The sequence below is a fragment of the Streptomyces sp. NPDC020379 genome (assembly GCF_044387105.1).
Taxonomy (GTDB): Bacteria; Actinomycetota; Actinomycetes; order Streptomycetales; family Streptomycetaceae; genus Streptomyces.
In genome coordinates this window covers 245,383-259,941 of the sequence record NZ_JBIRVR010000006.1, presented here as the reverse complement: position 1 = coordinate 259,941, position 14,559 = coordinate 245,383, and the positions used below count along the sequence as shown (strand labels likewise).

Genomic DNA, 14,559 nt, shown 5'->3' with positions numbered 1-14,559 from the left:
GACACACACAATCCGCACCAGACATCGCGAGCGACCCCACTTATCCACAGTCACCCATTCGGGTAAGCCAACCCTCGTAGACTTCAAAAATGGCCGCTCCCACTGAGACCGCTCGTCCCTCCGACCCCGCCAACCCCAGCGACGCCCTGCGCTGCCTTCAGCGCGTCTTCGGCTATGACGCGTTCCGAGGCGACCAGGAAGAGATCATCGAGCACGTCGTCGCAGGTGGGGACAGTCTCGTGCTCATGCCCACCGGTGGCGGCAAGTCGCTCTGCTATCAGATCCCGGCGCTCGTGCGGCCGGGTGTGGGTGTGGTGATCTCGCCACTGATCGCGCTCATGCAGGACCAGGTCGACGCGCTGCGCGCGCTCGGGGTCCGGGCGGGGTTCCTGAATTCCACGCAGGATCTCGACGAGCGGCGGACGGTCGAGGCGGAGTTCCTGGCGGGCGAGATCGACCTGCTCTATCTGGCGCCGGAGCGGCTGCGGGTCGAGGCCACGCTGCGGCTGCTGGACCGGGGCAAGATCTCCCTCTTCGCCATCGATGAGGCTCACTGTGTGGCGCAGTGGGGCCACGACTTCCGGCCGGACTATCTGGCGCTGTCCCAGCTCCACGAGCGCTGGCCGGACGTGCCGCGCATCGCGCTGACGGCGACCGCCACGGAGGCCACGCACGCGGAGATCGCGGGGCGGCTGAATCTCCAGGACGCCCGGCACTTCGTGGCGAGCTTCGACCGGCCGAACATCCAGTACCGCATCGTCGCGAAGGACGACCCCAAGCGCCAGCTGCTGGAGCTGCTGCGCACCGAGCACCAGGGCGACGCGGGCGTGGTCTACTGCCTGTCCCGCAGGGGCGTGGAGGACACGGCGGCCTTCCTCGTGCAGAGCGGCATCGACGCCCTGCCGTACCACGCGGGTCTCGACGCGCGGGTCCGCGCCGCGAACCAGGCGCGCTTCCTCCGTGAGGACGGCGTGGTCATGGTGGCCACGATCGCGTTCGGCATGGGCATCGACAAGCCGGACGTACGGTTCGTCGCCCACCTCGACCTGCCGAAGTCCGTCGAGGGGTATTACCAGGAGACCGGCCGTGCCGGGCGTGACGGCCTGCCGTCCACGGCCTGGCTGGCGTACGGCCTCCAGGACGTCGTCCAGCAGCGCAAGATGATCGACGGTTCCGAGGGCGACGACGCCCACCGCCGCCGGCTCGGCGCGCACCTCGACGCGATGCTGGCCCTGTGCGAGACGGTGGAGTGCCGCCGGGTCCAACTGCTGGCGTATTTCGGCCAGCAGAGCAGCCCTTGCGGCAACTGCGACACATGCCTGACGCCCGCCGAGACGTGGGACGGCACCATCGCCGCCCAGAAGTTCCTCTCCGCGGTGCTGCGGCTGGCCCGGGAGCGGCGGCAGAAGTTCGGCGCGGGGCAGATCATCGACATCCTGCTGGGCAAGAAGACCGCGAAGGTCATCCAGCACGACCACGACGGCCTGACGGTCTTCGGCATCGGCACCGAGCTGAGCGTCGCGGAGTGGCGGGGCGTGGTCCGCCAGCTGCTGGCGCAGGGTCTGCTGGCCGTCGAGGGCGACTTCGGCACGCTGGTCCTCACCGACGCGAGCGCGGAGGTGCTGGGCAGGCAGCGCGAGGTGCGACTGCGCCGCGAGCCTGCCCGCACCGCGAAGAGTGCCTCGCGCTCTTCGTCCGGTACGGGCAGGAAGAGCGTGCCCGTCGACCTCCCGGCGGAGCTGGTCCCGGTCTTCGAAGAGCTGCGCGCCTGGCGTGCGGCCACCGCCCGTGAGCAGGGCGTTCCCGCGTATGTGATCTTCCACGACGCGACGCTGCGGCAGATCGCGACGGCTTCGCCCACGTCGCTGGAGGAGCTTTCGGGAATCAGCGGGGTGGGCGAGGGCAAGCTGGCGAAGTACGGTCAGCCGATCCTGGACCTGCTGGCGTCTTTGCGGGCGGCGGAGTAGGTCGGGGCTACTCCGCCGATCTTCCGGGTGCGGGGGCTGCGCCTTGCGGTGGGGTGGCCTTGCGGGCTCGGCGTTGCCTTGCGGGTTCGCCGTTGTCTGGTGCGGGTCGGTTCGCCGCCTGCGGCGGGGGCGCCCTGCCGGGCTCGCTGTTGTCTGGTGCGGGTGTGTTGTGGTTGCGGTGGGGTGGCCTCAAGCGCCGGCCGGGCTGGGTTTGTGGTGGGTGCCGGGGGTGGGTCTTCCGGGCTGGGGACCTGGAACGCGGTGCGGTGCGGGTCATGCGTATTGAGTGCCGTGATGTCGCACCGCGTTCCAGAACCCCACCCTCCAGCCCCACCCCCTCCCACCGGAGGGCAACATTCGGTTGTGGGGTGCGCCGGTCTTCCCTTTCGGCTCGTCAGGGGCGCCCGTCTTTTCTTTTCAGCCCGTCCGGCGTTTGAGGACAACGCGCGAAGCGTGTTGCGGGGTCTGGGGCGCAGCCCCCCACGCGGCGGAGCCGCATATCAGGTGCAGCCGGGAAGGGGCGGGGCTGGGGAACAAACCAGCCTGTCCGGCGTTTGAGGACGCGGCCGCAGGCCGCTCCCGCCGCAGGCGGCAACGTAACCCGCAGCGGGGGTCTGGGGCACGCACCTACCAGGGGTCCGGGGGCGCCCCGGACAGAACCCCCTACCCCGCCACCCCCCGAGGGGAAATGCGCCGCTGCGCCGCAAGCGTCGCAGCCCCGAACCGCCCATCCGGCCGCAGCGCGAACTCCCTCGCGCACGCCTCCGTGAATTTGAGGACGTGTTCGTCGCCGTGCGCCACCGCCCGGGCGATGAGTTCGTCGAAGGGCGGGACATCCGCCACCGCCGCGTCCCGGGCCACGGTCGCCTCGCCGCCGCGGTCGCCCGTGAACGCGAGCAGCAGCGCGGTGTGGACGTGCCAGAGGGCGGCGAGTGAGGGCTCGTGGAGCTCGTCGGGCAGGTGGGGCAGTACGAGGCGTACGGCGGCGGGTGCGGTGACGCCGTGCACGAGGGGGACCTCCGGGAGCTCCGGATGGGCCAGGTAGACCCCGGCGAACTCGGTGGTCATCTCGCTGAGCAGCCACTGCGTGTGCGCGGGGGCGAGTGCGTCGAGGGCCTCGGCGTAGCCGGGGAAGGTGTCCACGACGGCCAGCCGCCGCGCGGCGACGCCCGGGACGAAGTCGCCGGTGTGCGGGGTGCGGGGCAGGGCGGCCACGGCCGCCGCGAGGTCCCGCGTACCGCGCATCCGGACCTCGCCGGGCAGGTGGGCGAAGCGCGCCGCCCAGTAGGCCAGGCCCCGGGCCAGCTCGGTGAGCTGGCCCGGGGTGGGCCGCGGGGCGGCGGCCAGGGAGCGTACGGCGTGGGCGGTGCGGATCACGCCGTGGGTGAGACCCGCGAGCAGTCCGGGCAGCAGCCGGGGCCACCAGCGGGTGAGCACCTCGCGCCAGGGGGCGGCGGCGAGTTCGCGGGCGAAGAGGACCTCCCAGTCACCGGCGCGGGAGAAGTCCCCGAGGGCCGGGCGCCAGGAGGCGGGGTCGGCCGGGTCGAGCGCGAAGCGCGGGGCGGGCACCTCGTGGTGGGGCATGACGGTGCGGTAACCCTCGACCCACGCGGCGACCTCGTCGCCGTGGCCGAGCACGGCGAGTGCCTCCGCGCCCATGGGGCCGTGGTTGGCGAGGTCGCCCTGGGCCCCACGTTCGTAACCGAGGTCGTGCATGCGTTCCAGCGCGTCGTTGACCGCGTCCTGGTAGCCGATGGACGGCATGGTGGAGCCCCCTGTCCAGAAGTTCGGATTCCCGAATGGTTTGGATTTACGAAGCATCTACAATCGCAGTATGCCCCACGCCGCAGAACCCGGGAAACACCGGCTCCCCACCCCGGAGGAGACCGAGGCCATCGGCCTGGTCCCCCTGCTGGCGCCCTATATCCGCCAGGCCACCGCCGAGATGCCCGACGAGCTGCGCACGGTCTTCGAGACCCACAACCTCACCGCGCGGCACGGCGCCGTACTGCCGCAGCTGATCGCCGAACAGCCGCTGGCCGTGAGCGAGCTGGCGCAGCGGCTGCGGCTGTCCCTGTCGACCACCAGTGAGCTGGTGGGCGCGCTCGACCGGGCCGGTCTGGTCGAGCGCCGCGAGGACCCCGCGAACCGGCGCCGCACGCTGGTCGCCATCGCGGAGCACCGCCTGCCCGTGGTCGAGGCGTTCATCGCCACCCGTTCCCAGCCGCTGCTGCGCGCGCTCGACAGCCTGTCGCCGCGCGACCGCGCGGGCTTCATCGCAGGACTGACCGCATGGGCGCGAGAGGTGCGGGACCGGCCGGCCGGGCGCGCGGGAAGGGCTCCCGCACCGAAGTGAGGTGCGCGTAGACGACGACGTTGCCCAGATACGCGTGGGCGTCCGTGTCGAAGCCGCCGCCACAGGTGATCAGCCGCAACTCGGCCCGCGCGGAAGGCCCGTAGACCTTCTCGGACGGGAAGTCGTCGTTGCTGTACACCTCGATCGCGTCGATCGTGAAGACCGCGGTGCGGCCGTCGGCGCGGGCGATCTCCACGGCCTGCCCCTTCTTCAGGGCGCCCAGGCTGTAGAAGACGGCGGGGCCGGCGGCCGTGTCGACGTGCCCGGCGACGATCGCCGTGCCGGGCGCCCCGGGCGTGGTGCCGCCCGCGTACCAGCCGGCGAGGTCGCGGTCGTCCTCCGGCGGGCTGGCGAGACTGCCGTCCGGCAGCAGGGACAGGGGCCACGTCGGGGCGTCCACCTGGATGTCCGGGATCCGGACCCGCGTCGGCGGCGAGGGCGGCAGCGGCGGCACGCTGGGGCCCATGCGGGGTACGGGCGCGCCGGGGCGGTACGGCGCGAACGCCTGGGCGGCGGACGGCTGCGGGGGCGGCCCCTGGGCGTCCGCGCCGTGCCGGATCAGCCAGCTCCCGAGGCAGAGGGCGATGGCGATCACGGTGGCGACGACCGCCTTGCGGCGGGCTTCCACGGCGGGGCTCTGCGGTTCATGGGGCCTACGGGGTGTGCTCGCGCTTGCCGCGCGGGCTTCGTGGGCTCGGGTGGCACGGGCGGTGCGGGTGCGGGCGTGGCGGGTCTTCCGCGTCTCGCCCATTCGGAGCCTCCGCTGCGCGTTGCTTTTACCGGGGTTGTGGGTGCGGGCCGATTACTGGGGCACGCCCCCGACCCCAACTGCGGGGCCGTTGGCCTGCGGCGCCTCCGCTGCGCGTCGCCTTCACCGGGGTTGTGAGTGCGGGCCGATTACTGGGGCACACCCCCGACCCCAACTGCGGGTCCATTGGCCTGCGGCGCCGTTTCCCCAGCCCCGCCCCTTCCCGAAACTGGGGCTGCCGCCCCAGACCCCGCAACACGCTTCGCGCGTTGTCCTCAAACGCCGGACGGGCTGAATGCGAACCCCGAAGCGGACACATCCCGCACGTGCCCTCCGGTGGGAGGGGGTGGGGCTGGAGGGTGGGGTTCTGGAACGCGGTGCGTCGTCACGGCACTCAATACAAAGCACGGTGCCCGCACCGCGTTCCAGGTCCTCAGCCCGGAAGACCCATCCCCGGCACCCACCACAAACCAGCCCGGCCGGCGCTTGAGGCCGCGCCCGCAGGGCGCTCCCGCCGCAGGCGGCGAACCGGCCCGCACCAGACAACGGCGAGCCCGCAAGGCAACGGCGAGCCCGCAAGGCCACCCCACGCCTCAGATCCGCCCACCCCCACGCCGCCGCAAGAACCACGTACCACCCACCGCCGCCGTCGCCAGCACCGCCGCCCCCGCCATGATCTCCGTCAGGCCCGAGTTCTCACTCGTGGAGCCGACACCGGTCTTCACACCACCCTTGGGCGGCTTCGTGGCCATCATGCCCGCGCCCGTACTCGCGCTCGCGCTCGCACCCGCCCGCATGCTGGGAGCACTGCCCGCACCACCACCACCGCCACCGCCGCCAACGGCACCCGCACCCGCACCGCCGACCATCAAGTCACCCGTGGCCTCCTTGCCGTTGCGGCACTTGACGCCGATGCCGTACGTGCCGGACTTCGCCTTGGCAGGGACCGTGAACTGGCCCACGACGGCGTCGTGGGCACCCGATTTGAGGGCGAAGGAAGCCGGGCCGCCGACCGCGCTGGCGTCGCCCGTGCCCGAGCCGTCGGGGCCGCAGGCGGTGGTGTTCACCGTGATCACGGTACCGGGCTGGGCGGGGCTGGGGCTGACCTCGAGTTTCCCGAAGTCCGCGGCGAGCGCGGGGGCGCCCGCCAGCCCGAGGGCCGTCATGGTCAGAGCGGCCCCGGTGAGCATTCGTGCAGTACGCATGCCTGTCCTCCGAGAACGCGGACGCGGCACACCGATGTGCCACCGAAGCGTTAAGGATTTCCGCGCTCCTATGAGCCGAGCGAAACCGCGTTCCGGGCCCGCCGCACCTTGACGTCACATCAGATCGGCCATCTCCGGCGAGCCGCCCGGAAGGCGTAACGGCAGGTCACCGGGGGTGACCGTACGACTACCGGAGCAACCTCCCCGGGGCCTGGCAAACGGGTGAACCTCGCCGCCCGCCCACCGGAGCGCGCGGGCGCGGGTCCGGACCGGGACCACACAGAACGGTGACCCCTGGGTCACGAGGGGTCACTTCGCGCCGGGTCGCGCGTATGCTCTGCGCCCATGGGGGAGGAGACCGAGGTCCCCGTCAACGGCCATACGTTCGAGGAGACTTGGCGGGTCCGTATTTCCACGCCCGGCGGCGAGATGCTGGGCGCGGGCATCCTGGTCAGCGCCGACACGGTTCTGACCTGTGCCCATGTCATTCCCTGGGACGGCGGGCCGGAGCCCACCGCCGAGGTGGTCGCGGAGCTCGTCGGGGTGGCCGGGGCGCCGGCCGTGCGGGCGCGGGTCGCCGAGCGGTGCTGGGTGCCGGAGCTGGCGGACTCACGCGGTGACGTGGCGCTGCTCCGGCTGGCCGAGCCGCAGGACGCCCGGCACGCGGCGCCGCTGCACCGCGTGGCGCCGTCGCCCGGCCGGGCCGTGCGGATGTGCGGCTTCCCGCGGACGAGGGGGCTGGCCGACGGGGTGTGGTTCCGGGCCACGATCGCGGGTCCGAGCGGGCCGCGCGGGGAGTGGGTGCAGCTCTTCCCGGCCACGCCGGAGGAGACGGTGCGGCCCGGGTTCAGCGGCGCGGCCGTCACCGACGCGGAGACGCACCGGGTGCTGGGCATGGTCGTCAGCCGCTACGACGACCGGAGTTCGGCCGCGCCGGACGGCAAGCTGCACCTGTCGTACATGATCCCCATCGAGACCGTCGTGCGGTATCTCCCGCTCATCGGCGACCACGTGACCGGCCGGCCCGGCAACTCGCTGCCGCCGGTGCCCTCGGGGGCGCCCCGCGACCGGGAGTTCGCGCGCTGGCTGGCCCGCTGGTTCCGCGCCGCGGAGGGCATGCGCGACGTCGAGGCGATCGTCATCAAGAAGGGCGAGACGGCCCGCGCCGCGACGCTGAGCCGGGCGGTCGCCCTGGCCGACCGCGAGGTGGTGGCCGACCCGCCCCCGCCGGTCCCCGCGCGCGCCGCGAGGGACCCGCGTGTCCCCGCGCCCCGCTCCCCCGGGCGGCCGGGCGGTGGTACCAACGGGCACGTCGTCACCCGGGCGCTCGACGACACCGCGCCGCCCGTCGGCAGTGTCGACCTCGCGCTCGACGTGTCCGGGGAGACCGTCGCGCAGTTCGCCGAGCGGGTCGCCGACCGGCTCGGGCTGCGGACCGGGAACGGCGACTCCGTGGTGGGGCGGTTCGGCGACATCCGTGCCGTGCCGCTGACGATCGTCGCGGAAGGAGTGGACTACGCGGCCGACCCCGTCGCGCTCGTCGAGTTCACCGACCTGCTGGCCGCCCGTGGTGCCCGCCTGTTGCTCGTTTTCCGCAACCCCGACTCGCAGAGCCTGGAGCTGGCGCTGAGGATGGCCGACCCGAGCAAGGACGAGATCGCCGCGCGGCTCGACCGGGTGCGCGACCGCATCGAGCACATCGCCCGCCGCGAACGCACCGCGTACGACAGGGCCGCCCTGATCGCGCCCGTGCGTCGCCCGCCGCGCGAGGCGGCCGGGCTGCGGCTGGACCTGACGGGGCTGCGCCACGACCCCGAGCTGGGCAGCAGACGGTTCCTGCCGAAGCTCGCGGCGTTCGAGAGCGCGGTGGAGTCGGGGCTGCTGCGGGTCGAGGAGGCGATCGGCCGGGCCGAGGCGGCGATCGCGCGCCGCGACGAACTGCGCGGCCGGCTGGAGGCGTTCTTCGCGCTGCTCGCCGCCCGCAGCCTGGAGGAGGAGCAGGCGGCGGCCCCGCTCTACCGCACGGCCCACAACCTCCTCTACCAGGCGCCCTGCGAGCTCACCGAGGCCGAGGAGGCGGTGGAGGGCTTCGCGGAGGCCGTACGGCGGCACACCCACCGCCCGCGAGGGGGCGAGCGGCCGTGACCGTGACAGGGGGAGCCCGGCCGCCCGACTGCGACCGCCCCGGCTGCGAGGGCTGCTCCGCCGACGGCACGGGCTTCTGCCGGGTGACCGGGCGGCGGATACGCCCTCCGGCACAGCGCCCGCCCATGGAGAGCCCGCCCACCGCGGGCACCCGGCGGCGGATCGCCGCCGACCGGCTCTTCAGCGTGGAGCCCGCGGGCGACGGCCTGCTCGACCTGCCGTTCGTGCGCACACCCTCCCCCGAGGCGCTCGTCGTGCCCGATCCCCAGGTGCCGCTCGGCGGCAAGACGTGCGGCTACGAAGGCTGCACGGCAGTCGTCGGCCGCCCGCACGCGGGCCAGCCCGCCCTCGCCACCGGCTACTGCTCCCACTGCGGGCACCCCTTCGACTTCACCCCGCGCCTCGCCGCGGGCGACCTCGTGGGAGAGCAGTACCGCGTCGTCGGCTGCCTCGCCAACGGCGGCCTGGGCTGGGTCTATCTCGCCCACGACACCCGGCTGGAGAACCACCCCGTCGCCCTCAAGGGCCTCATCCACACCGGGGACCCCGTCGCCCTCCACCTCGCGGGCGAGGAGCGGCGCTCGCTCACCCGCCTCGACCACCCCGGCATCGTCCGCATCATCAACTACGTGACCCACCCGGCCCGGGGCACCGCCGACGACGACGGGCGCACCGGCTACATCGTCATGGAGTTCGTCGGCGGCATGCAGCTGTCGCAGGTCAAGGACCGGATCGGGCGCGGTGAAGGCCCGTTCGGCGGGCCGCGCGTCTTCGAGCACGTCCTCGCGTACGGCTGCCGCATCCTCGACGCGCTCGGCCACCTCCACCGCGAGGGCCTGCTCTACTGCGACCTCAAGCCCAACAACGTCATGCACCACGAGGACCGGGTCAAGCTCATCGACCTGGGCGCGGTCCGCCGGATCGGGGACCAGGACGGCACGATCCTGGGCGCGCGCGGCTTCATCGCGCCCGAGGTCGCGCACCACCGGGCGGCGGGGCTCTCGCCGCGCTCGGACCTCTTCAGCGTGGGGATGACACTGCGGGCGCTGTCCGACGAGGCGTCCCCCGCCGACCGCCCGGCGGGCCTGGGCGGCGAGTCCTACGAACGCGCCATCGCCCGCGCCACCGCCGAGGACCCGCGCGCCCGCTACGCCTCCGCCCGCGAGATGGCGGAGCAGCTGCGCGGGGTGCTGCGGGAGATCCGCGCGCTGCGCACCGGGCGCGAACACCCCGAGCCGTCCACGCTGTTCGCGCCGACGGCCGCCCTGCTGGACGCGTCGCTGGGACGCGTGCCGCCCCTGGAGCGCTGGCTGAGCGGGCCGCGGCGGCCGGTCCTCGGCCACGGGCTGCCCGCGCCGGACCGGGTGCCGCTGGTCCTGCCGGTGCCCTATCCGGACCCGGCGGACCCGGGCGCCGCGCTGCTCGGTCAGCCGACGGCCAGCGGGCCGCGCCGGCTGATCCAGCAGCTGTACGCGTCGGACCGCAGCTCGGTGGAGATCCCGCTGCGGCAGTGCCGGGCCCATCTGGAGCTGGGCGAGCCGGAGGCGGCGGCGGAGCGGCTGGCGGCGGCCCGCTCGGCGGTGGGCGCCCCGGCGCCCTACGACTGGCGACTGAGCTGGCACCAGGGCCTGTTGCACCTCTCGCGGGGCGAACCGGCGCGCGCGGAGGGTGAGTTCGAGCGGGTCTACGCCGACCTGCCGGGTGAGTACGCGCCGAAGCTGGCGCTGGGCTACTGCGCGGAGCACCGTGGTGACGCGCCCGCCGCCGAGCGCTACTACCAGGCGGTGTGGCAGCGCAACCGGTCGCAGGGCAGCGCCGCGTTCGGCCTCGCGCGGCTGCGGCTCGCCGCCGGTGACCGCAGGGGCGCCGTGGAGGTGCTGGGCGGCGTGCCGGAGGTCTCCCGGCACCACGACGCGGCGCGTACGGCGTGCGTCCGGATCCTCGGCGGGCGGCTGTGCTCCGACGGCGCGCGGCGGCTTCCGGAGCCGGCCGACCTCAGGGAGGCGCTGGTGCGGCTGCCGCGCCTCTATCTCGACGAGGGCCATGCCACGGGCCCGGCCCGCGACCGGCTGGAGGCCGAGCTGCTCGACGTGGCGCTGGACCGGATCCGGGCGGACGGGGCACCCGCCGCCGAGCGGCACGGCGGCACGCTCTTCGGCACGGACGACGAGGAGTTCACCCTCCGCACCCGGCTCGAACAGAAGCTGCGCGGCCTCGCCCAGCAGGCCCGCACCCCGGACGGCCTCGGCGTCCTGGTCGACCTGGCCAACCGCGTCCGCCCGACGACCCGCGTCTGACCAGGGGGAGCCCGATGAACCGAGCAAGCGGTGCCGCCGGACCGGGCGGGCCCGCGCTGAGCGCGCTGATCGGCCAGAACTGCTATCTGCCGGCCGACTCCGGCACCGTACCGGCCCACGCGATCCTCACCGTCGAGGCCGCGGGCACGCGCCCGCTCGCCCGGCGGGCCGAGTCCGCCGAGGTCATCGTCATCGACTGCTCGGGGTCGATGAACTCGCCGAGCACGAAGATCGCGGCGGCCCGGCGGGCGGCGGCCGCGGCCGTCGGCGTGCTGCGCGACGGCACCCGGTTCGCGCTCGTCGAGGGCACCGCGCAGGCCCGTGTCGTCTATCCGGGCACCGGGCGGATGGCGGTCGCCGGACCCGACTCGCGGGCCGACGCCGCGCATGTGGCGGCCGGTCTGGTGGCCGCCGGGGGCACCGCGATCGCCAGCTGGCTGGACTGCGCGCACGGCCTGCTCGCCGCTGAGGACACCCCCATCCGGCACGCCCTGCTGCTGACCGACGGGCGCAACGAGCACGACCGGCCGGGCGAGCTGGAGCGCGTCCTGTCCGCGTGCGCGGGCCGGTTCCGGTGCGACGCGCGGGGCATCGGCGAGGCGTGGGCGGCCACCGAGCTCCGCGAGATCGCCGCCCGGCTGCACGGGGTGGCCGACGCGGTCGAGAACGACTCCGACCTGGAGGCGGAGTTCCGCACGATGATGACCAGCGCCATGGCCAAGGCACTGCCGGACGTACGGATCCGGGTCAGCCTGCGCGACGGCAGCGAACTCCGCTTCGTCAAGCAGGTCTTCCCCACCGAGCTCGACCTCACCGCCGAGGGCGTGCGGACGGACGGGCGCACATGGGAGTTCCCGACCGGGGCGTGGGGCGACGAGTCCCGCGATTTCCACCTGTGCGTCACGGCCGACCCGGACGGCGACCCGGCGGGCGAGGAACTCCAGCTCGCCCTGGTCACGTTGGTGACGCCGGGCACCGACACGGCTCCCGCGCCCGTCGCGCTGCCGGCCCCCTGCCAGCTGAAGGTCGTATGGACCGACGACCGCGCCCTGTCGACCCGCGTCCACCCCCGCGTCGCGCACTACGACGGGCACGCGGAGCTGGGCCGGTCCGTGGTCGCCGGGTGCGAGGCGTACGAACGCGGCGAGCCGGACGCGGCGGAGGCCGCGTGGGGGCGGGCGGTGCGCCTGGCGCACGAGCTGGGTGACGAGAAGACGCTGCGCAGACTACGGCGCCTGGTGACCGTCACCGACGCCGCACGCGGCGAGGTCCGGGTGCGGCCCGGCCTGTCGACCGGCGACCTCAACGCGGCCTGGGTGACCGCCGACCACAGCACCCAGTGGACCGAGGAGACCCAGCAGCCACCGCCCCCGGCGGCAGCCCCGGACCTGGTGTGCCCGCGGTGCACCCGCCGCTCGGCGGCCGGGGCCAACGTCTGCGCGGAGTGCGGGCACCGCTTCTCCCCTCCGCCCGCGGGCCCGACGGCATGAACGGCGCCTCCGGCACCCGCCCGTACCTCATACGGCGCCTGGCCGCCCTCCTCGCCGGCACCCTGATCGCCTGCGCGGCCCTGCTGACCGCGTACTACGGCGTCAGCCGCAACTCCCCCGCGGTGAACGGCCGGACGACCCCGGCCATCGTGGAGATCGCGGCCGCCGAGACCTCGCTTAAGGCGTCGTTCACCGCCGCGAAGGCCGGCCTGACCGGCCCGGCCGGTCCCGTCGAAGGGGCGGGCGAGGAGTACCGGGCCCAGCTCAACGCCGCCAACCAGGCGCTGGAGAAGGCGACCATCGACACCGTCGCGGGCGACGACGGCCGGCAGACCCTGCGCACAGCCTCCGGCCTCGTCTCCTCGTACGGCTATCTCATCGAGCAGGCCGTCCGCAGCGGCACCGACGCGGCGCTGCGCGACGCGTACCTGGCGAGCGCCCACTCCACGCTGACGCGCCCCGGCGGCGGCATCGTGGACCGCCTCGAAGAGGTCCAGCGGGAACAGCTCGACGTGCTGAACCGGCAGGTGTCGTTCGGCTGGCTGCTGACCCTGGCCTGGACCGTGGCCCTCGCCCTGTGCGCGGGGCTGGGCTGGCTGCTGGCCGACACCCAGCGCACGCTGCGCCGCCGGTTCCGCCGCCGCGTCAACCCGGCCCTGGCCGCGGGCACGGCGCTGCTGACCGCCCTCGCGCTGACGCTGGCCGTCTTCGCCGTCCAGATCCAGGGCCGGCTGCACACGGCGGCCGCGCGCATCGAGCACGACCGGACGCACGGCGGAACAGGCGCAAAGACCCTCCACCAGGTCGAAGACGCCCTGCGGAGCACCCAGTGGCGGGCGGCGCTCACGGGCTACGTGGTGCTCGCGGGCGTGCTGATCGCCGCGCTGGTCCTGATCGGGCTCCAGCCGCGCATCGACGAATACCGCTTCCGGCACCCGGTCCCCGCCCGGCACGCCGAGAGCCCGATGAGCGTGCTGCTGGGCGCGCGGGACCGCGGGCAGCCGGTCACCGCCGCCCTGCTCGCCTTCTGGCTGCTGGCGATCGGGGCCGTGGCCTACGGCGACCGGCAGGGCGAGCACCCGGCCCGGGTGACGGTGCTCGCCTCCTGGTCCGGCCTGGAGCAGCAGCGCTTCGAGAAGGTCCTCAGGGCCTTCGCCGAGCGCACGCACCACGCCGTCAGCGTCAGCTATCAGGGCACCACCGCCCAGCGCGAGCTGCTGCTCTCCCAGGAACGCACCGGCGACCCGCCCGACATCGCCATCCTGCCCAGCCGCGGCGAGGCCGCCGACTACGCCGCGCGCGACGCGCTCACGCCCCTCGACGGCGTCCTGCCGAAGAGCACCCTGGACGCGTACGGCCCGCAGTGGACCTCCCGGGCCGGCGGCCGGGTCTACGCCGTACCGGTCAAGGCCGACCTGAAGAGCATCGCGTGGTACGACGCCGCCGCCCCGCCCCGGGACCTCACCGCCCTCGCCGCCGACGGCGCCCACTGGTGCGCGGGCATGGGCGGCGACGACACCTCCGGCTGGCCGGGCACCGACTGGATCGAGGACATCCTCCTCCAGCAGAGCGGCACGCGGGTCTACGAACAGCTGGCGAACGGCGAGCTCTCCTGGGACTCCGACGTCATGGCCAGGGCCTGGGGAACCTTCGGCTCCGTCTTCACCGCGGGCCCGGCGCGGACGGCCCTCGCCGAGGACTACACCCAGGGGCTCTTCCACTCCTCCGGCCCCGGCGCGTGCGTGCTGGAACACCAGGGCACGTTCATCCGCAGCGGCTATCCGAAGGACCGGCACCCCGACTTCGTCCCCAGCCCGCGGGTGCTGCCCGGCGCGGACCCGCACTCCACCGCGCGCGAGGTCTCGGCGGACTACGCGGCGCTCTTCCACGACAGCCCACAGGCGCGGGACCTCCTGCGCTTCCTGACCACGCGGGAGGCCCAGCGGGTCTGGTCCGAACCGGACAAGGACCGCCCGGGCAACCCCTTCCGTCCCTTCTTCCCCTTCTTCAAGAACCGCCCCCCGGTGCCCGTCCCCGCCGACGAGCCGCTGAACGCCCACATCGACCGCGAGCTCCGTGGCGCGGGCGCGCTGTGCCTCGACGCGTCCGACTCGATGCCGCCGCGGATGCGGTTCGCCTTCCAGCACGGGGTTCTCGACTACCTGAGCGCGCCGGGGCCGTCGAAGCTCGGCGAAGTCCTGCGGGACTTGGAGAAGGTGCGCGGAGGGATCCCGATGCGCGGGGGGCATGTGTGCGGCACGACGTAGCCCTGCGGGCAGCTTCTTCCCCAGCCCCGCCCCTTCCCGAAACCGGGGAGACCCCGGACCCCAGCGGCCTGCGGCCGCGTCCTC

General features: G+C 74.1%; 9 protein-coding genes. 6 read left to right on the top strand and 3 right to left on the bottom strand.

Annotated features, from left to right (window positions below; translation table 11 throughout):
- Nucleotides 1–89: 89 nt before the first annotated feature.
- The gene (gene recQ / locus ACH427_RS10885) at nt 90–1,967 is read left to right on the top strand and encodes a DNA helicase RecQ (protein WP_398869094.1); all 1,878 of its coding nucleotides are present in this window, start codon (nt 90–92) and stop codon (nt 1,965–1,967) included.
- Nucleotides 1,968–2,630: 663 nt separating this feature from the next.
- On the opposite strand, the gene ACH427_RS10880 is transcribed toward recQ, so the two are convergent.
- Nucleotides 2,631–3,731, bottom strand: a complete 1,101-nt coding sequence (locus ACH427_RS10880) for a hypothetical protein (protein ID WP_398869093.1) — start codon at nt 3,729–3,731, stop codon at nt 2,631–2,633.
- Nucleotides 3,732–3,801: 70 nt separating this feature from the next.
- On the opposite strand from ACH427_RS10880, the gene ACH427_RS10875 reads away from it, so the two are divergent.
- On the top strand, nt 3,802–4,323 hold the full coding sequence (locus tag ACH427_RS10875) for a MarR family winged helix-turn-helix transcriptional regulator (protein ID WP_398869092.1): 522 nt from the start codon (nt 3,802–3,804) through the stop codon (nt 4,321–4,323).
- Here ACH427_RS10875 and ACH427_RS10870 read toward each other — a convergent pair.
- The gene (locus ACH427_RS10870; protein WP_398869091.1) at nt 4,241–4,951 is read right to left on the bottom strand and encodes a class F sortase; all 711 of its coding nucleotides are present in this window, start codon (nt 4,949–4,951) and stop codon (nt 4,241–4,243) included. The two genes, ACH427_RS10875 and ACH427_RS10870, sit on opposite strands and share 83 nt — an antisense overlap.
- A 713-nt stretch (nt 4,952–5,664) precedes the next feature.
- Nucleotides 5,665–6,276, bottom strand: coding sequence for a hypothetical protein (locus ACH427_RS10865; protein ID WP_398869090.1), 612 nt, complete (start codon nt 6,274–6,276; stop codon nt 5,665–5,667).
- 345 nt (nt 6,277–6,621) lie between these two features.
- Between ACH427_RS10865 and ACH427_RS10860 the strand changes: the two genes are divergently transcribed.
- From ACH427_RS10860 to ACH427_RS10845, 4 genes are read left to right on the top strand one after another with little or no spacing between them, the layout of a single operon-like run.
- Nucleotides 6,622–8,421, top strand: coding sequence for a trypsin-like serine peptidase (locus ACH427_RS10860; RefSeq protein ID WP_398869089.1), 1,800 nt, complete (start codon nt 6,622–6,624; stop codon nt 8,419–8,421).
- Nucleotides 8,418–10,718, top strand: a complete 2,301-nt coding sequence (locus tag ACH427_RS10855; RefSeq protein WP_398869088.1) for a tetratricopeptide repeat protein — start codon at nt 8,418–8,420, stop codon at nt 10,716–10,718. Before ACH427_RS10860 ends, ACH427_RS10855 begins: the two co-directional genes overlap by 4 nt.
- A gap of 14 nt (nt 10,719–10,732) precedes the next feature.
- Nucleotides 10,733–12,208 (top strand): VWA domain-containing protein, encoded by a 1,476-nt coding sequence (locus ACH427_RS10850; RefSeq protein WP_398869087.1) that lies wholly within the window; start codon nt 10,733–10,735, stop codon nt 12,206–12,208.
- Nucleotides 12,163–14,475: an ABC transporter substrate-binding protein gene (locus ACH427_RS10845; protein ID WP_398869086.1), complete on the top strand. Its 2,313-nt coding sequence runs from the start codon at nt 12,163–12,165 to the stop codon at nt 14,473–14,475. The genes ACH427_RS10850 and ACH427_RS10845 overlap by 46 nt, the downstream gene beginning before the upstream one ends.
- The last annotated feature ends 84 nt before the right edge of the window (nt 14,476–14,559 follow it).

What these genes read in the sequence shown, in the direction of transcription:
- recQ (WP_398869094.1), top strand. Translation starts at nt 90, where the DNA reads ATGGCCGCTCCCACTGAGACCGCTCGTCCCTCCGACCCCGCCAACCCC.
- ACH427_RS10880 (WP_398869093.1), bottom strand. Translation starts at nt 3,731, where the DNA reads ATGCCGTCCATCGGCTACCAGGACGCGGTCAACGACGCGCTGGAACGC.
- ACH427_RS10875 (WP_398869092.1), top strand. Translation starts at nt 3,802, where the DNA reads ATGCCCCACGCCGCAGAACCCGGGAAACACCGGCTCCCCACCCCGGAG.
- ACH427_RS10865 (WP_398869090.1), bottom strand. Translation starts at nt 6,276, where the DNA reads ATGCGTACTGCACGAATGCTCACCGGGGCCGCTCTGACCATGACGGCC.
- ACH427_RS10860 (WP_398869089.1), top strand. Translation starts at nt 6,622, where the DNA reads ATGGGGGAGGAGACCGAGGTCCCCGTCAACGGCCATACGTTCGAGGAG.
- ACH427_RS10850 (WP_398869087.1), top strand. Translation starts at nt 10,733, where the DNA reads ATGAACCGAGCAAGCGGTGCCGCCGGACCGGGCGGGCCCGCGCTGAGC.